The sequence below is a fragment of the Nitrosospira sp. Nsp2 genome, assembly GCF_003050965.1.
Classification (GTDB): domain Bacteria; phylum Pseudomonadota; class Gammaproteobacteria; order Burkholderiales; family Nitrosomonadaceae; genus Nitrosospira.
This window is the reverse complement of sequence record NZ_QAOU01000006.1, coordinates 91,656-108,130: the sequence shown is the minus strand read 5'-3', so window position 1 is coordinate 108,130 and position 16,475 is coordinate 91,656. Positions and strand designations below refer to the sequence as shown.

The 16,475-nt window shown below is 56.4% G+C and carries 15 protein-coding genes; 10 read left to right on the top strand and 5 right to left on the bottom strand.

Going from position 1 to position 16,475, the window contains the following annotated elements:
- Positions 1 to 54 precede the first annotated feature (54 nt).
- From C8R31_RS12800 to C8R31_RS12780, 5 genes are all read left to right on the top strand, one after another.
- Positions 55 to 2,409, top strand: a complete 2,355-nt coding sequence (locus C8R31_RS12800; protein WP_107694463.1) for an acyl-CoA dehydrogenase — start codon at positions 55 to 57, stop codon at positions 2,407 to 2,409.
- 74 nt (positions 2,410 to 2,483) lie between these two features.
- The gene (locus tag C8R31_RS12795; RefSeq protein WP_107694462.1) at positions 2,484 to 4,325 is read left to right on the top strand and encodes a long-chain fatty acid--CoA ligase; all 1,842 of its coding nucleotides are present in this window, start codon (positions 2,484 to 2,486) and stop codon (positions 4,323 to 4,325) included.
- Positions 4,326 to 4,391: 66 nt separating this feature from the next.
- Positions 4,392 to 4,808, top strand: a complete 417-nt coding sequence (locus tag C8R31_RS12790; RefSeq protein WP_107694461.1) for an acyl-CoA thioesterase — start codon at positions 4,392 to 4,394, stop codon at positions 4,806 to 4,808.
- A gap of 35 nt (positions 4,809 to 4,843) precedes the next feature.
- Positions 4,844 to 7,393, top strand: a complete 2,550-nt coding sequence (locus C8R31_RS12785) for a 3-hydroxyacyl-CoA dehydrogenase/enoyl-CoA hydratase family protein (protein ID WP_107694550.1) — start codon at positions 4,844 to 4,846, stop codon at positions 7,391 to 7,393.
- A 137-nt stretch (positions 7,394 to 7,530) separates the two neighbouring features.
- Positions 7,531 to 8,733: an acetyl-CoA C-acyltransferase gene (locus C8R31_RS12780; RefSeq protein ID WP_107694460.1), complete on the top strand. Its 1,203-nt coding sequence runs from the start codon at positions 7,531 to 7,533 to the stop codon at positions 8,731 to 8,733.
- A 105-nt stretch (positions 8,734 to 8,838) separates the two neighbouring features.
- Here the strand turns inward: C8R31_RS12780 and C8R31_RS12775 are convergent, their stop codons facing one another.
- Together C8R31_RS12775 and C8R31_RS12770 are read right to left on the bottom strand one after the other, a co-directional pair.
- Positions 8,839 to 9,045 (bottom strand): DUF3460 family protein, encoded by a 207-nt coding sequence (locus C8R31_RS12775; protein ID WP_107694459.1) that lies wholly within the window; start codon positions 9,043 to 9,045, stop codon positions 8,839 to 8,841.
- 93 nt (positions 9,046 to 9,138) lie between these two features.
- The gene (locus tag C8R31_RS12770) at positions 9,139 to 9,915 is read right to left on the bottom strand and encodes a polyamine aminopropyltransferase (RefSeq protein WP_107694458.1); all 777 of its coding nucleotides are present in this window, start codon (positions 9,913 to 9,915) and stop codon (positions 9,139 to 9,141) included.
- Positions 9,916 to 10,126: 211 nt separating this feature from the next.
- On the opposite strand from C8R31_RS12770, the gene C8R31_RS12765 reads away from it, so the two are divergent.
- Together C8R31_RS12765 and C8R31_RS12760 are read left to right on the top strand one after the other, a co-directional pair.
- The gene (locus C8R31_RS12765; protein ID WP_107694457.1) at positions 10,127 to 10,618 is read left to right on the top strand and encodes a hypothetical protein; all 492 of its coding nucleotides are present in this window, start codon (positions 10,127 to 10,129) and stop codon (positions 10,616 to 10,618) included.
- Between the two features lie 281 nt (positions 10,619 to 10,899).
- On the top strand, positions 10,900 to 12,375 hold the full coding sequence (locus tag C8R31_RS12760; RefSeq protein WP_107694456.1) for an SEL1-like repeat protein: 1,476 nt from the start codon (positions 10,900 to 10,902) through the stop codon (positions 12,373 to 12,375).
- Between the two features lie 91 nt (positions 12,376 to 12,466).
- Here C8R31_RS12760 and C8R31_RS16090 read toward each other — a convergent pair whose 3' ends face one another.
- Positions 12,467 to 12,637 (bottom strand): hypothetical protein, encoded by a 171-nt coding sequence (locus C8R31_RS16090; protein WP_181320595.1) that lies wholly within the window; start codon positions 12,635 to 12,637, stop codon positions 12,467 to 12,469.
- A gap of 211 nt (positions 12,638 to 12,848) precedes the next feature.
- Between C8R31_RS16090 and C8R31_RS12755 the strand changes: the two genes are divergently transcribed.
- Both C8R31_RS12755 and C8R31_RS12750 read left to right on the top strand, forming a co-directional pair.
- A complete protein-coding gene (locus tag C8R31_RS12755) occupies positions 12,849 to 13,325 on the top strand; it encodes a hypothetical protein (RefSeq protein WP_258192700.1) in 477 nt (158 codons plus the stop codon).
- A gap of 134 nt (positions 13,326 to 13,459) precedes the next feature.
- Positions 13,460 to 13,963: a hypothetical protein gene (locus tag C8R31_RS12750; RefSeq protein WP_107694455.1), complete on the top strand. Its 504-nt coding sequence runs from the start codon at positions 13,460 to 13,462 to the stop codon at positions 13,961 to 13,963.
- Positions 13,964 to 14,057: 94 nt separating this feature from the next.
- Here C8R31_RS12750 and chaB read toward each other — a convergent pair whose 3' ends face one another.
- On the bottom strand, positions 14,058 to 14,285 hold the full coding sequence (chaB, locus tag C8R31_RS12745; RefSeq protein WP_107694454.1) for a putative cation transport regulator ChaB: 228 nt from the start codon (positions 14,283 to 14,285) through the stop codon (positions 14,058 to 14,060).
- 487 nt (positions 14,286 to 14,772) lie between these two features.
- Here chaB and C8R31_RS12740 point away from each other — a divergent pair, with 487 nt between their 5' ends.
- Positions 14,773 to 14,931, top strand: coding sequence for a DUF3309 family protein (locus tag C8R31_RS12740; protein ID WP_107694453.1), 159 nt, complete (start codon positions 14,773 to 14,775; stop codon positions 14,929 to 14,931).
- Positions 14,932 to 15,677: 746 nt separating this feature from the next.
- Here the strand turns inward: C8R31_RS12740 and C8R31_RS12735 are convergent.
- Entirely contained in the window at positions 15,678 to 16,382 is a 705-nt protein-coding gene (locus tag C8R31_RS12735; protein ID WP_107694452.1) for an MIP/aquaporin family protein, read from the bottom strand.
- Positions 16,383 to 16,475 lie beyond the last annotated feature (93 nt).

Here is a 16,475-nt window from a genome sequence, read left to right as displayed (position 1 = left end):
TGATCAATAAGGCAATGCGGTGTTAGCCACGCAAATTTGCGCAGGGAAATTATCTTGAGCTCTTCTTTGTTTCTGACGCTGCTCCTGATTGTCGGCGTCATTCTTTTCGCTCCCCCCGTGCGGCGCGCGCTGATTTCTGACCGGTTGCTCAAGATTTTTCGCAAGATCCTGCCCCAGGTATCTCAAACCGAGCAGGAAGCGCTGGATGCGGGAACCATATGGTGGGAAGGGGAGCTGTTCAGCGGAAGTCCGAACTGGTACAAACTGCTCGCTTACCCGAAGCCCAAACTCAGCCCCCAGGAAAAGGCTTTTCTTGCCGGACCGGTTGAAGAGTTGTGCCGCATGCTCGACGAATGGACCATAACGCGCGAGTTGCATGATCTGCCCCCACACGTGTGGCAATTCATCAAGGCCAACGGTTTTTTCGGCATGATTATCCCGAAAAAATATGGTGGTCAAGGTTTTTCCGCGCTGGCACATTCGGAAGTGGTCATGAAGATCAGCTCGCGCAGCGGCACAGCGGCAGTCACGGTGATGGTACCGAACTCACTGGGACCATCCGAGCTGCTGCTGCAGTACGGAACGGACGAGCAAAAAGATCATTATCTGCCACGGCTGGCCCAGGGACTGGAAGTTCCCTGTTTTGCCCTGACCGGACCGGAAGCGGGATCGGACGCTGGCGCGATTCCGGATACGGGCATCGTCTGCTATGGCCAATTCAACGGCGACGAGCATGTACTCGGCATACGCGTCACCTGGGAGAAACGCTACATTACCTTGGGACCTGTGGCGACGCTTCTCGGGCTTGCGTTCAAGCTGCGCGATCCGGAAGGCCTGCTGGACGGACCGGAAGACCTCGGCATTACACTGGCCCTCATTCCGACAGATACGCCTGGCATCAAGATCGGACGCCGCCACTTTCCGCTTGATGCCGCGTTTCAGAATGGTCCCAATTCCGGAAAGGATGTTTTCATCCCGCTGGACTGGGTGATCGGCGGGCGTAACGGGGTGGGGTACGGCTGGCGCATGCTGGTAAATTGCCTGGCAGTGGGCCGGTCGATATCGCTGCCCGCGACCAGCACCGGCGCGGCCAAGCTAGCTGCCCGCACCAGCGGAGCGTATGGCAGAGTACGGGTGCAGTTCAAGACGCCGATCGGACGCTTTGAAGGCGTGGAAGAAGCGCTGAGCCGAATCGGCGGCAACACCTACATAATGAATGCGGCACGGGTAATGACAGCAGGAGCCGTGGATCTGGGCGAAAAGCCTTCGGTGATTTCGGCCATCGTCAAATACCATCTGACCGAGCGCGGACGTCAGGCAATAAACGACGCGATGGATGTGCACGGGGGAAAGGGAATCTGCCTGGGACCCAGCAACTACCTGGGGCGGAACTATCAGCAAATCCCCGTCAGCATAACGGTGGAGGGGGCGAACATCCTCACCCGCAATATGATCATTTTCGGCCAGGGTGCAATACGTTGTCACCCTTACCTCTTGAAGGAAATCGGCGCGGCGAACGACGGCAACGCGGTGCGCGCTTCCAAGAATTTCGACAAAGCGCTGGCTGGCCACGCGGCATACACGCTCAGCAATGGTGTGCGTACTTTCCTCCATGGGCTGACCGGTGGGACGCTCGCAAGCGCTCCCGGCAGCGTGGCTCCCGAAACGCAACGTTATTACAGTCAATTGACCCGGTTCTCGGCAGCTTTTGCTTTTCTCGCCGATATATCGTTGCTGACTCTGGGCGGTGCGCTAAAACGAAAAGAGAGAATATCTGCCCGCCTCGGCGATATTCTCAGCATGCTTTATTTATGCTCGGCTGCCCTGAAACGCTTCGAAGACGATGGCCGCCCCGCAGCCGATTTACCATTGATTCACTGGTCGATCCAGGATGCGCTCTACCGCATGCAACAGGCATTCGAGGGCTTGCTGGATAACTTCCCCGGGAGCGCTATCGCCGCCCGCCTTCTGCGGTTCATGGTCTTTCCCTTGGGGGCTGCATTCTCACCACCATCGGATAAACTGAGCCATGAAGTGGCAAAGCTGATGCTTTCGCCAAGCGAGGCGCGCGACCGACTGACGGAGGGCATCTTTATACCTGATTCCGCTGACGAACCGCTGAACATCCTGGAACAGGCGCTACAGTGCGCGGAGGTGTGCGACGCGGTGGAGGCGAAGTTGAGGGCGGCGGTCAAAACCGGCCGCATACCCGCCGAGGGCGAGGAAAGAATTTCCGCTGCGCTCAAGCAGCGAGTCATTACTGCTAATGAACTGGAGTTAATGGCGGGAATGAAATCGCTGCGGCGCCGAGTCATTATGGTCGACGATTTTCCTCCCGATTTCGGCACGACGTCAGCCCCTGCACCCGAGTCTGCTCCCGCAGTTACGCCGGTGCCGGCGGACGCCTGAGCAATGCAGGGACAAATGACGAAGCGCCGCGCGAGTTCCACACGAGTATCAAAACAACAATAGACGGAACGATTATGCAGCCAACTCACGACGACCGTGCGGACGTCATCCGGGTCGAGACCGCCGCCACCCTTGATGGCCTGTTCCGCGAGCGGGTGCGGCGGTCGCCCCAGATGGTGGCTTATCGGGACTACGACCGTTCGACTGGAAAATGGCGCGACCTCACCTGGGCGCAAATGGATGAACGGATCGCGCACTGGCAACAGGCTCTAGCGCAGGAAAACCTTTCCGCTGGGGACCGCGTCGCGGTGATGTTGCGAAATTGCCCGGAATGGGTCACTTTCGAGCATGCCGCTCTGCGACTGGGGCTCGTGGTCGTCCCGCTTTACACAGCCGATAGGCCGGATAACGCCGCGCATATCCTTTGTGATGCAGCTGTCAAGGTACTGTTACTGGAAGACCGGGCGCAATGGGATGCGTTTTACGAGGTAAGGGGTCAGCTGACTGAGCTTGTGCGCGTCATTACCATCCAGGGAAGCGAAAGAAAAGTCGAAGATGATCTCGTACTTGCGCTGCATGACTGGTTGCCGGACCAATTAGTCGAAAGATCGCCTGAGGACGCTGGCCAGGCGAATCATGCCCAACGTGATCCGCATCAGCTGGCGACGATCATATATACATCGGGTACTTCCGGCCGGCCCAAGGGCGTAATGCTGAGCCATAATAATATCCTTACCAATGCTTACAGTTGCCTGCAAGTTGTGCACATCAGGCAGGATGATCTCCTGCTTTCGTTCCTGCCCCTATCTCATACTTTTGAGCGTACCGGCGGGTATTATGCCCCGATGATGGGCGGCGCAACGGTGGCCCATGCCCGTTCAGTTCACCAATTGCAGGAGGACTTGCTGACTATCCGGCCTACTCTTCTGATTTCAGTGCCGCGGATCTACGAGCGTATCTACGCCGGAATTCGTGCAAAGCTGGCGGAGAGCTCGGCGTCGCGCAGAAAACTGTTTTATTTGGCGGTTGAGATCGGCTACAGCCGCTTCGAGTACCAGCAAGGACGCGCTCCATGGCGCATCTCTCACCTGCTGTGGCCAATACTGGAACGCGTGGTAGCAAAGAAAATAATGGCCAAGCTCGGCGGCCGGCTTCGCGAAGTGATGAGCGGCGGTGCGGCACTGCCGAGCGATGTTGCAAGGATCTTTATCGGTCTGGGACTGCCAGTCCTGCAAGGCTACGGCATGACTGAAACCAGCCCGGTAGTATGCGCCAACACCACCGAAGACAATGTTCCCACCAGCGTGGGGCGACCAATTCCCGGAGTTGAAGTAAAACTGGGTGAGCATGATGCCTTGCTGATCCGTGGCCAGAATGTAATGCTGGGGTACTGGAACAACCCTGAGGCTACCCGGGCGATATTATCGCCGGACGGGTGGCTGAATTCCGGAGATATCGCGCGTATCGATGAACATGGGCGCGTAACAATAACCGGACGTCTCAAGGAAATCATCGTCATGTCTACGGGAGAAAAAGTCCCGCCGGCGGATATGGAAGCCGCCATCCTGCGCGACCCCCTATTCGAGCAGGTAATGCTGGTCGGGGAAGGCCGTTCGTATCTGGGTGCGCTGGTAGTGCTGAACTCCCGCCATTGGGAAAGTGTTGCGGCCCAATATAACCTTGATCCTGACTGGCATCGGCTTTCAAGGAATCAAAAGCTTGAGGAAATCCTGGTGCAACGCATCGGCCAGCAGATAAAAGAATTCCCTGGCTACGCCCGACTATACCGGGTAGCGCTGGCGCAGGAGCCATGGACGGTGGAGAATGGTATGCTGACGCCGACCCTAAAGCTGCGGCGAGGGTACGTGCTGCAATACTACAAAGGCGAAATCGACAGGCTTTACGAAGGGCATTGAGCGCGAAAATGAGTTGCGACGAGGCGGCAGCTTAGCTGCCCCCATAAAGGAAACGTAGAGACAAACATGTGCACTGGCTCCGGACCTGATGCAACACTGCCCAAAGGACGGGACCCCGTACTGCGGTTGGTGCCCATGCCTACGGACACCAACTATGCGGGTGATGTCTTCGGCGGGTGGATCATGGCCCAGGTCGACATTGCCGGCAGCCTGCCGGCGATCCGGCGCGCACGAGGTCGGGTGGTCACGGTAGCTGTGAATTCCTTCGTGTTTAAGCAGCCAGTGTTTGTCGGCGACGTCGTGAGCTTCTATGCCGAGATCGTCAAGATCGGTCGCACCTCGATCACGGTCGATGTTGCGGTCTACGCCCAGCGCGGGCTGCGCGAAGGAAATAACGAAGTATGCCGCAGGGTGACCGAAGCGGTATTGACTTATGTGGCGGTCGACGAGAAACGCATACCGCGGATAGTTCCTCAGGAATGAGCAACACGGGATAACAGTGGTTGAAGGGGGGTAACGTGAATAATACCAAATTCATCGTGCGCAAAGCTGCTGTTCTCGGCGCTGGAGTGATGGGCGCTCAGATTGCAGCCCACCTGGTGAATGCAAACGTCGAGACGCTGTTATTCGAGCTTCCTGCCGAGCAGGGCGAGCCCAATGCCAACGTAATAAAGGCGGTGGAGAACCTGAAAAAACAGGACCCCGCGCCGTTGTCGTCTCCAGGCCGGGCGGCCTCCATCCAGCCGGCGAATTATGCCGAGCACCTCAATTTGCTTCAAGATTGCGACATCGTGATCGAGGCCATCGCGGAACGCATGGACTGGAAACGCGATTTGTATGAGAAAGTCGCGCTGCACCTGGGTGAACATACCATTCTCGCCAGCAACACGTCGGGCCTGTCGATTAATGAGTTGGCGCGGGCGCTTCCCGAGACGTTGCGCCACCGCTTTTGCGGTATCCATTTCTTCAACCCACCGCGTTACATGCATCTGGTCGAGCTGACCGCCTGCGTCGAAAGCGACGCGTCCATGCTCGACAACCTGGAATCATTCCTGGTCACCTACCTCGGCAAGGGCGTGGTCCGGGCAAAAGACACGCCCAATTTCATCGCCAACCGGATTGGCATATTTTCCATGCTCGCCACCATGCATCACGCGAGCCGGTTCCGTCTCGGATTTGGTGCAGTAGATGCTTTAACCGGTTCCCTGATTGGCCGTCCAAAAAGCGCGACGTTCCGTACTGCCGATGTGGTAGGGCTGGATATCCTCGCGCATGTGATCGAGACCATGCGCAATACGCTTCCGCATGACCCATGGCACAAATACTTTATCGTACCCGACTGGCTGAAAGCTCTGATCGACAGTGGCGCGCTCGGGCAGAAAACCCGGCGTGGGATCTACCGGAAGGTTGGCAATGAAATACATGAACTAGATATTGCCCGGAACGAGTACGTGCTGTCCAGGGCGACGGTTGAAGAGGGCATAAGGGAGTTGCTCAAACGCAAAAATCCGGCGGAGAAGCTGGCGGAACTGCGGAATGACTCAAGTCCGCAAGCGCAATTCCTCTGGGCCATATTCCGTGATGTATTCCATTATTGCGCCGTGCATCTCGAGGCGATCGCTGACAATGCGCGCGACGTTGATTTCGCCATTCGCTGGGGTTTCGGCTGGAATCAGGGGCCCTTCGAAATCTGGCAGGCAGCGGGCTGGAACGAAGTCGCCGGCTGGATAAGCGAGGATATTGCGTCAGGCAAAAGCATGAGCGACACGCCGTTGCCAGATTGGGTGAAGCAGGCAGCGCGACGCACCGATCAAGGGGAAAACCGGGACATAAGCTGGGGCGTGCACATGCCATATGGCTCCTACTCGCCTTCGTTGAATACCTTCCGGCCACGATCGACGCTGCCGGTCTATCGACGGCAGCTGTTTCCGGACCGGCTGCTGAACGAGCGAGCGGAGTACGGCGTAACGATATTCGAGACCGATGCGGTGCGGATGTGGCATACGGCGGGCGAACCGGGTCGGGAAGGAATTACGGATGACGGCGTAGCCATTCTCAGCTTCAAGAGCAAGATGCACACCATCGGCAACGATGTGCTGGATGGTATTCAGCAAGCGCTAGACGAAGCGGAACGCAACTGGCGTGCCCTGGTGATCTGGCAAACAGAGCCACCCTTTTCCGCCGGAGCAAATCTTCAAAAGGCCACAGAACGCCTTAAAAGCGGTGAGCCGCCATCGGCATTCAGCCTGCTGGCGCGAAAGCTCAGGAAATCGGCGCAATCGGCCGTGCTCAAGGCAGCGCGAAGTCTTCATCTTGCCGACGCTTTGATGGCGGGAAAGCTGGCGGAAGTGGAGGCAATGGTGGCGCAGTTCCAGCAGACATCGCAGGACCTCAGGTATTCGATGATCCCGACGGTTGCAGCGGTGGATGGGCTCGCCCTGGGAGGCGGGTGCGAGTTCGTGATGCATTGCGATCGCGCGGTGGCAACCTTAGAAAGCTATGTCGGGCTGGTGGAAGCCGGGGTGGGGCTGCTGCCCGCGGGCGGGGGCTGCAAGGAACTGGCCCTGCGAGCCTCGCAGGAGGCAAAAGATGGCGATCCCTTTCCCCGGCTGAGGAACTACTTTCAGAATGTCGCAACCGCGCAATTGGGCAAAAGCGCCGAGCATGTGAAGGAATTGGGTTATCTGCGCCGGGACGACCCGATAGTGATGAACCGCTTCGAGTTGCTCTACGTCGCCAAGGCCCAGGCAGTGGCATTGGCTGAGGCAGGCTACCGTCCGCCACTTAGGGCTCGCAGCATCCCCGTGGCTGGCTCCACCGGCATCGCCACCATTAAAGGCCTGCTCGTCAACATGCGCGAAGGCAACTTCATTTCCGAGCATGATTATCTGATCGGCTCCAAGATCGCTCATGTCATGTGTGGAGGCGAGCTGACGCCCGGCAGTCTGGTTGATGAGGAATGGTTCCTGGAACTGGAGCGCACCGCTTTTATAGAATTGCTGGCGACCGAGAAAACACAGGCCCGCGTCGAGCATACGCTAAAGACAGGGAAGCCGTTGCGGAACTAACGGCGGTTGAAAGGCAACTGAACCAACAGGTGTCGATTCCTGTCATTCATGAACATCCAGCACATTCTGTTTATGAAGACGAGCATGCAGAAGACCGCGGCGGCGAAGATAGCGCCAGTTAGCGTAAGGAGATTTCCATGACGACCGATAAAATCCAGGATGCTTATATCGTCGCTGCCGTGCGCACTCCGGTCGGCAAGGCCCCTCGAGGCATGTTCAAAACCGTTCGCCCCGACGACATGCTGGCCCATGTATTGAAAGCAGCGGTGGACCAGTGCGCGGGGCTCGATCCTGCGGCAATCGATGACGTGATCGCCGGCTGCGCCATGCCCGAGGCGGAACAGGGCATGAACGTCGCCCGCATTGCGCTCCTGCTGGCAGGCCTGCCGGATAGCGTACCGGGGATGACGGTCAATCGCTTTTGCGCATCGGGGCTGCAGTCCGTCGCACTCGCCGCGGATCGCATTCGCCTAGGCCATGCGGATGTGATCATCGGCGCCGGGACGGAAAGCATGAGCATGGTGCCCATGATGGGCAACAAAGTGTCATTTGACCCGGCGATATTTCAGCATGATGAGAACGTGGCGATCGCGTATGGCATGGGCCTAACGGGAGAGAAAGTCGCGGAGCGATGGCAGGTCAGCCGTGAGTCTCAGGATGAGTTTGCCGTGACCAGCCATGCAAGAGCGCTCAACGCTATCGCGACGGGGGAATTCAAGCAGGAAATCGCACCCTATACGGTGGAAGAGAAACGCCCTGATCTGGCTTCGCATGACATCCGCGAGGTATCGATCGTTCGAGATACCGACGAAGGACCGCGTCCCGGGACGACTCCCGAAGTGCTTTCCAAGCTGAAAACGGTATTCGCCGCCAACGGCTCGGTAACGGCAGGTAACAGCTCGCAGATGTCAGACGGCGCGGGAGCGGTCATCGTCGCAAGCGAAGCCGCGTTAAAACGTTTCAATCTTACCCCCCTCGCCCGCTTCCTGGGTTACTCGGTAGCGGGTGTGCCGCCGGAAATCATGGGTATTGGGCCGATCAAGGCGATACCAAAAGCGCTCAGACAGGTTGGTTTAAAACAGGACGATCTCGACTGGATCGAATTGAATGAAGCCTTCGCGGCGCAGAGCCTCGCGGTAATCAACGAGCTGGGACTGGATCGCAGCAAGGTGAACCCGCTGGGTGGTGCAATTGCGCTTGGCCATCCGCTCGGCGCGACCGGCGCCATCCGTGTCGCGACATTGCTGCATGGGCTGCGACGGCACAACCAGAAATACGGAATGGTAACGATGTGCGTCGGTACCGGCATGGGCGCCGCCGGCGTGTTCGAAGCACTCTAGTGTCTGCTGATCGCGCTTGTCGTGTACTACCCTCGATTACCATGCCCCACGCAACCGTTGCGCATGGGATCGCGCGAGCTCGGACTCGATACGTCGAGCCTTCGCTTATTTCCCGGAATTAGTGTTAGTGCCGAAATAGACGTACCCTTTTTGGGGGACGCTCGCCTCTTTGAAGCGCTTGCGTTCGTCAAGGTCGAGTTTTTTATCCCACCAGATGGCCCGCGCCTCTCTCTGAGCTTGCGGCAGCCGCGGGTTTTTCTCAAATAATTCTCGTATGAACTTTGTGTGGTCGGATTCGTATAGTTCTGGCATTTGTTGCCTCCTTTCTTCGAGCTTTTTCCATTTTACACCAACCTAAAACTTTACCATATCCTCAAGCAGCATGGCTGAGCTCAGGCGCATGACTCAAGCAGGATTGCTCCGCTGCAGCCTGTCCACGAGCCGGGTGAACGGCAAAGCGAGTTCTGTTTCGAAATCGCGCGCTCGGGCCGGCAGGTTTTCCCACACACGTTTGCCGGGGCTGTGCTTGAAAGCGAAGGCGATCACATTTCCGTGCGGCTCGACTGTTACAGACGCAACGCGACCGTTAAAACTGTTCTCGATGCGCGTCATATAATCATGGAACCTCTTGTCTCTGCTGAGCAGATTGACCACCAATACGCCGTTTCGTTTCAGCGCATCGCGAGCGCTGTCATAGAAATCCGTCGTACAGAGCGCTGGCACCTGACAACCCTCGTCGAAACCGTCAACCATTACCACGTCGGCGATGTTCGGATGACTCGCGAGGTATTCGCTCCCTTCCTCGCTCCGCACCTGCAGACGGTCGTCATCAACGGGCACAAAAAAGTAACTGCGCGCCGCCGCCACGACTTCCGGGTTGATTTCAATTACGACCGTCCGGACCAACGGCAGGCGGTGATATACGAATTTGGCCAGCGAACCACCGCCGAGGCCGATCATCAGAATGTCTTGCGGATCAGGATGAAACAGCAGGAAACCCATCATGTACTTCGTGTAGGCGAGTTCCAGGTCGTTTGGCGCACTAAGGCGCATCGCGCTTTGAATCATGCTGCTGCCCAGGTGAAGGGAGCGTATGCCATCCTCCTCGCTCAACTCGACGGAGGGAAACATGGCCGAGCCCCATCGGGCACGCCTTCCTGGAAATCCTCGTACTAAACCCATGCGGTTCACCCGAAATGAAATGATGCTTTACAAGCCCGTATTTTTAGCCTAGTTTACATGACGCAGGACGCGATGGCCGGAGCAGACGAGGAAGTGATTGAAGGCATGAGGTTCGTCCTTTAAAGACGATCTGACGCCGCATGTAAAGCTCATTCATAGGCTCTTCACGCGCACACGGCGCCCGCCCGAGATACGTATGAAAAGGGTACGTATGAACAAGTTTGCTATCGCGCTAATTACAATGGCATTGCTTCTGACCGGTTGCGCGGGGTTCAGCCTAAAAGAAACGCGCCAAACCTATGGGGCAAAGTTCACCGGAACGCATCCGGTGCTGGCGAAATGCGTGTTGAATAAACTACAGTCAGACAGCCGGTGGTTGATCCGCGGGCTGCAATACGATGTGCGCACGTATCGCGATATGGAAGCCACGGAAATCTACGCCTATCCGCGCGACTCGCTACCGGGCACGTATGCGCGTAACTCGCCTGAGAACCCTGATGCCGTATTGAGTTACAACGCCCCGCAACCCGGCGTCCACGTATCCAGACAGGCTCCTGATACCCGAGGCGACGTCAATCCCAACTATTCATTCGACCTGATGCTGAAGAGAACCGATAGCGAAACCGTATTTGCCACAATAAACGGGAAGAAATACGAGAGCGATGCCGCCTGGAACGCGCTAAAAGCGTGTGGCGCCCGCTGAGGTCACTATTCCCCCGCTTTCTCTTCCCTGTTTACCTGCATGCATTAGTCCAAACCGCATTGCTCCATAAGCGCTCCAGCTATCGAAAATTGGGCCGCGTGTACGCACATGCAAGTTTTTTGGCATCGTCCGCGATAGAATGTCGTTCTACACGACTGTGGGCAGGTTCATCCGTGCAATTCATGAAGTTTGCTTGTCTATTACGGAACGTATACGTTCGGAGGGGAGCAGAGGCCATCCCGACCGACCGAGTCGTGCCTGGAAACAAGTATCGCAGAAAAATGTTGAGCGATAAGATACGACTATCCATACAACAATGGGCGGCGTGCCTCGCGGGACTGGTGTGGCTGCTGCTAACGCCATCGATTTTTGCCGGGGACTTTGAAGACGGAATGCAGTTCGTCCTCGCAAAGGATTACGCGAGAGCGGTGCAATCTTTCAGGAAAGCGGCGGAGGACGGAAACGCCGATGCCCAGTTCAATCTGGGCGTCATGTACTCCAAGGGGCGCGGTGTCGAGCAGGATTACGCACGCGCTGCGCATTGGTATCGAAAAGCGGCGGAGCAAGACGATGTGCCGGCGCAATCAATGCTGGGCTTCATGCATTTGAAAGGCCAAGGGGTTCAGCAGGACTATCAGCAGGCCCTGTTCTGGTACCTCAGGGCAGCGGGGCAAGGGTATGCCGTAGCCCAGCATAATCTTGGCGTCATGTATGCAAAGGGCCAGGGGGTGCCGCAGGATTATCAGCAGGCAGTGTCCTGGTATACGAAGGCGGCGGAGCAGGGGCACGCGCCCGCGCAAGCGATTTTGGGTTTCATGTATCTGAAAGGCCAAGGGGTGGAGGGGGATGACCGACAGGCCGCCTCCTGGTATCTCAAAGCGGCCGAGCAGGGTTACGCAGATGCGCAGTATGCGCTCGGGGTGCTACATGCAAAAGGCCGGGGAGTTGCGCAGAGCGATTCTGAAGCCGTATCCTGGTATCGGAAGTCGGCCGAACAGGGCAATGTCGACGCGCAGTTTAATCTTGGCCTCATGTATTCCGGGGGCACCGGTATTGGCCAGGACGATAAGCAGGCGGCGGGCTGGTATCGCAAGGCGGCTGAACAGGAAGACGCGCGCGCTCAGTTCAAGCTCGGCGTGGCGTATGCGAAAGGACGGGGAATAACGCAAGATGATTACGAGGCGGCTGCCTGGTACCGCAAAGGCGCTGAAGGAGGTTATGCGCCGGCGCAGTTCAACCTTGGGGTCATGTATGCCACTGGGAAAGGTGTTCTGCAGGATGACCAGAAGGCCGTGGATTGGTACCGTCAAGCCGCTGAGCAAGGGGATCCGGATGCCCAGTTTAATCTGGGTGTGCGCTACGACAACGGCCGGGGCATCATAAAGAATGAACAGGAGGCATTAAACTGGTATCGCAAGGCGGCTGAGCAGGGCTATGCGAGGGCGCAGTACAGCCTGGGCGTGAAGTATGACAACGGCGAGGGGGTGCCCCAGGATTACGCCCAGGCCCTTTCCTGGTATCAAAAGGCTGCGGAGCAAGCCCATCCCGGTGCGCAAACTAACCTGGGGGTGCTGTACTATAAGGGCCACGGAGTTAAGCAGGACTACGTTGAAGCCGACAAGTGGTTTAGCATCGCCAGTGCAAGCGGCTATGAGGATGCGTTGGAAAACCGCGAATTGATGGAAAAACTCATGACACCGGTCCAGGTCGCCGAAGCACATCGGCAAGCCGATGAATGGGCAAAAACAAAGAAATGATGTGACCGCAACTGGAGCTGCTATGGCAGCGAAACAGGAAAGACGGTTGCGCTAAGCTCGCGCATGGCCCGGCCCCACCTTGACTGACCGGCTATTTGCTGCTCTTCTCCTTGGCTATGGGGTTGTGTAAGGTGTAACCTTTCTCTTTCATCTTGTATCCACCGTAGACGCCGGCTCCGCCCGCCACCAGATACCAGCATCCCGAAAGAGCGGGAAGGACAGCCAAAACAACTGCCAGACGAATAATTCTCACTATTTTCATAATAATTCTATTATTTGAGGGCGGTAAAACAAGCATCGGGGTGAAACGTACGTCGGCGAACCGCGGGTTGTCAATTAAGCTGTGCAATATAATGGATTTGAGCTGTTAACACCAAATAGAGCAGAAAAAACGAAGCTGATACGTCCTTCGATTAACGAACCGCCGGTTAGAATCATCCCCGGTTCAGATGGGGTTTGAGGAATAAACGAAGATGAAAGGTCTTTTGATCTCTGGTATGAAGCTAAGGCAGTTATTTATACTCGCGCTGGTCGTGCTGCTGCCCGCATGTCAATCAACCGAAACCCGACGTGCAGGCGGATTGATCGGCAGCATCGCCGGATCAATCGGGGGAAGCTACCTTGGCAGTTATCTCGGGGGAGGCACGGCAGGCCGGATTGTAGGTGCGATAGCGGGAGGCGTCGGCGGCTACTACCTCGGTTCGACTGTTGGCGGCTATCTTGGCAAGGACGATAAACAAAAGATGGCGGAGGCGTCCCAACGGGCGTACGAAACTGAAGAACCTCAGACCTTCAGCAACCCTAACAGCGGGGTGAGCGGCAAGGCCGAAGTTGTGCCATCCGCGCAGCAAGGCGATAATCGCGAGTGCAAGATCATCCGCCAGACGGTCGTGCTTAAAGACGGCAAGACCGTTAAGGAGGACGTTAAAAGCTGCAAGGACGCAGGTTGAGCGGTTCGTGCCCCCATTGGTGGCATGATGCTGAACATCGATCCAATGGCTTGACTGCGAAGAAAGAGGTGTTAGCTGAACAAATGCATCGCCTGTTAGTCTATTAATGCGTATGGAAGGAAGTGCTTGTTGTTATGAAAGACAGTGAACACCAATTAAACCAGCGAATGATTGAACTAAGACAGGAAATCTCCAGCCTCAGGCTGGAAGATTACAGGCGCTCGCAGGACATTCTTGGAGCGCTTGTTGCGGGCTTGCCGCCCGACACCCGCGCAGAATTTTTTGAGTTGCTGGAAACACTTTCCCAGGCATCCCCGTCCGGTGACCGGCGGGGTGTCGACCGGCGGCGGGCGCTTGAGATTGTAAAAGAAGTTTGCAGGCCGGAAGACCTCGTCAAGCATACTGCGCAGTCTCATTATGAGCCTGACCGAAGAATAGGTGAAAGGCGGCAACTCGACCGAAGAAAGATGGCGCGCAACGCCGGCAAACCCTGGACGACAGAACAACTCACTGCCTTGCAAACCCTTGTGAGCCAGAATGTTCCGGTACGGCGAATCGGGCTTAAACTGGGACGGACGTCAGCCGCCATTCTGGCCAAAGCGAAAGAGATTGATTTGCCGCTGGATCCGCTCAATTAGGGAGGCAAGCCTAAAACGGACCGAACACCGCTTCCAACGGTCCGCTCATGGACGGACCTTGGTTTAACCAGAATTCCACTCCCATGTCAGGCGATCAATCCTTCTTGCGCCACTCGTTGCCGCGTTTCTCGTATTCCTTTTTAACCGCCGCCCAGGCGACCTTGTGCGCCGTCTCCTCCCGACTGGCGTCCCCGCGCCGCTCGTCCGGGTCCTTGTACTCATCCCACGCATTGTTGAAAGCCGCCCGGTATATTTCCTGGGCATGCTTCGGCAATACGTTCCTGACATTCTCCGGAAGGTCCTCCAACCTGTCGTATGGCATGGCTTTTCTCCTCAATGGTGACTTGTCGCCGACAGCGTATTTTTAGTATAGCGAGTTTGAGCAGGGGAGCGGGGCAGCGGAGGACGAAGATCGGCCTATTGTCGGTCCTGCGCTCACTATCGCTGACACCGATGGGTATCGGGATGCGGCAGGACCCTCAGCACAACCGCCCAGCCTGCAGGTCTTTGCGACGCCCTCCCTCCGCAAATGCGAAGTCGTTTTAATTTCGTTCGCAAACGAACAGAAAATACCGGGATAAGGGGGGACAATTGGTTAAACGATGGGGTGGCTGATCGCACTTGTAAATCGCCAGGTTGTCCCCGGCAGATTCCCAACCGTCAGCCTATCTGGAGTTCCATCAGACGCGATAGCGTGCCAGGTAATTAAGGCAATCTACGGTATCTCCGAAAACGAAACAGGGAAGGAAATTTCCGTTTCAGAGGGAAAAAAATAAACGACCCAGTGAAACAAAACGAGGAGAAGCAAAATGACTATTGGAACCATTCTTGTGATTCTGCTGGTACTTGCGCTCGTCGGCGTGATTCCGACCTGGGGTTATAGCAGCGGCTGGGGTTATGGTCCCAGCGGTGGGATTGGATTAGTGCTGTTGATCGTTCTGATTCTGATCTTGACGGGTACGGTTTAGCTCGGGGAGTGGATAGTTAGATCTGCGTGCATCGAAAGCGATCTGCCGCGCTCAGGCGGTCTACATTTCCCTGCGCATTGCTGCTTTCCGGCACCCGCTCATAGGGCAGGACCGTTAACAAAAACTCTTGGCGCTGTTGGTCCCCGGATGGACGCGATCAGGACGCGGTAACGGCATTCCCGGCGCTGGCCAATGAGCAATGAGCAATGAGCAATGCTCGTCAGTTTGAGCTTTGAATCAGCGAATGGCGCGTTGGAGGATCGGCTCCCGCCCCTCTCAGGCCTTCCATCTTGCCTTCGGCTCAAGCACCGGCGCCCAAGATGCTGGACCGCGCAGATCCATTTGATGTATCTTTCTTAAGGCGCCGGAAGCAAGAGCGCGGCTCCTTTTCGGATCAACCCAATGTATCAGCCGCGCGAGACCTCAGCGGTAGGCCCCAGGAAGACCTCATCAACAGCTCTAACTGGGCTATTATTGCCGTCCCTGCGTGGCATTGGATTAGTGGGGTTGATCGTTCTGGTTGTTGTGTTGACGGGGACGACATAGCTTGCCCGAATGGATAGGGGATCGCAGCTAAAGCTCTTCCAACGAAACCGCGCAGTCGGGGTGTGAGCCTAGGTGAAGAGTAGGGGAAAGACGCCATCCCCGGACGCCAAAAAAGGCGGGCAACTCCGGGTAATCCTATACGGTCGAACAAATCGCCCGTTGGCCAGTTCTTGCCGGGCAGAATGTACTTCAGGGCACAATCACAACAGTTTAAAAATAGACACAGCGAGAAGACCGCCAACAATGGGACCGATCACCGGAATGTAGGCGTAGCTCCAGTCGCTGTCCCTTTTATTGGGTATGGGAAGTATGGCATGCATAATTCGGGGCCCCAAGTCACGAGCGGGGTTAATTGCGAAGCCCGTTGTTCCACCGAGCGATAAACCGATACCGAATACCAGCAAGGCCGCCGGCAGGGCGTCCAGTGATCCGAGGCTGCTCTGAGGGGCAACCATGTGTAAAATGCCAAATACCAATATAAACGTTCCAACTATTTCAGAGACAAGGTTACTGAAAGGATTCCTTATCGCCGGTCCGGTGCAAAACGCGGAAAGCTTGGCGTTGGCATCGTCCGTTTGTTCAAAATGCTGGCGATAGAGAATCCATACGAGTAACGCGCCGAGCATGGCCCCCAACATCTGTCCGGCAATGTAAGTCGGGACGTCGCCCCATGCAAATTTACCAGCAGCAGCCAGAGCAATGCTTGCGGCAGGATTTATATGCGCGCCACTTACCGAAGAAACCGCGTACACGCCGACGAATACTGCAACTCCCCATCCTAAAGTAATGGCGATCCAGCCACTGTTAGTGCCTTTTGTTTTACTCAATACGACGTTGGCTACCACGCCATTCCCGAGTATGACCAGCAGGCAGGTACCTATCAATTCGCCGAGAAAGGGGGTCATAGCGATTTAGAAATTTAGGGTTAAAAAACAAGCATACGCGTTTTAATGAGGATTGCCAGAAGGATTTGAATTCTCAGGGATGTGAATTCTTCA

Bases quoted from the DNA above. Each gene is read 5' to 3' on its own strand.
- C8R31_RS12780 (WP_107694460.1), top strand. From the start codon at position 7,531: ATGACGACCGATAAAATCCAGGATGCTTATATCGTCGCTGCCGTGCGC.
- C8R31_RS12775 (WP_107694459.1), bottom strand. From the start codon at position 9,045: ATGCCAGAACTATACGAATCCGACCACACAAAGTTCATACGAGAATTA.
- C8R31_RS12790 (WP_107694461.1), top strand. From the start codon at position 4,392: ATGTGCACTGGCTCCGGACCTGATGCAACACTGCCCAAAGGACGGGAC.
- C8R31_RS12770 (WP_107694458.1), bottom strand. From the start codon at position 9,915: ATGGGTTTAGTACGAGGATTTCCAGGAAGGCGTGCCCGATGGGGCTCG.
- C8R31_RS12755 (WP_258192700.1), top strand. From the start codon at position 12,849: ATGAAAGGTCTTTTGATCTCTGGTATGAAGCTAAGGCAGTTATTTATA.
- C8R31_RS12760 (WP_107694456.1), top strand. From the start codon at position 10,900: ATGTTGAGCGATAAGATACGACTATCCATACAACAATGGGCGGCGTGC.
- chaB (WP_107694454.1), bottom strand. From the start codon at position 14,285: ATGCCATACGACAGGTTGGAGGACCTTCCGGAGAATGTCAGGAACGTA.
- C8R31_RS12735 (WP_107694452.1), bottom strand. From the start codon at position 16,382: ATGACCCCCTTTCTCGGCGAATTGATAGGTACCTGCCTGCTGGTCATA.
- C8R31_RS16090 (WP_181320595.1), bottom strand. From the start codon at position 12,637: ATGAAAATAGTGAGAATTATTCGTCTGGCAGTTGTTTTGGCTGTCCTT.
- C8R31_RS12795 (WP_107694462.1), top strand. From the start codon at position 2,484: ATGCAGCCAACTCACGACGACCGTGCGGACGTCATCCGGGTCGAGACC.
- C8R31_RS12740 (WP_107694453.1), top strand. From the start codon at position 14,773: ATGACTATTGGAACCATTCTTGTGATTCTGCTGGTACTTGCGCTCGTC.
- C8R31_RS12765 (WP_107694457.1), top strand. From the start codon at position 10,127: ATGAACAAGTTTGCTATCGCGCTAATTACAATGGCATTGCTTCTGACC.
- C8R31_RS12750 (WP_107694455.1), top strand. From the start codon at position 13,460: ATGAAAGACAGTGAACACCAATTAAACCAGCGAATGATTGAACTAAGA.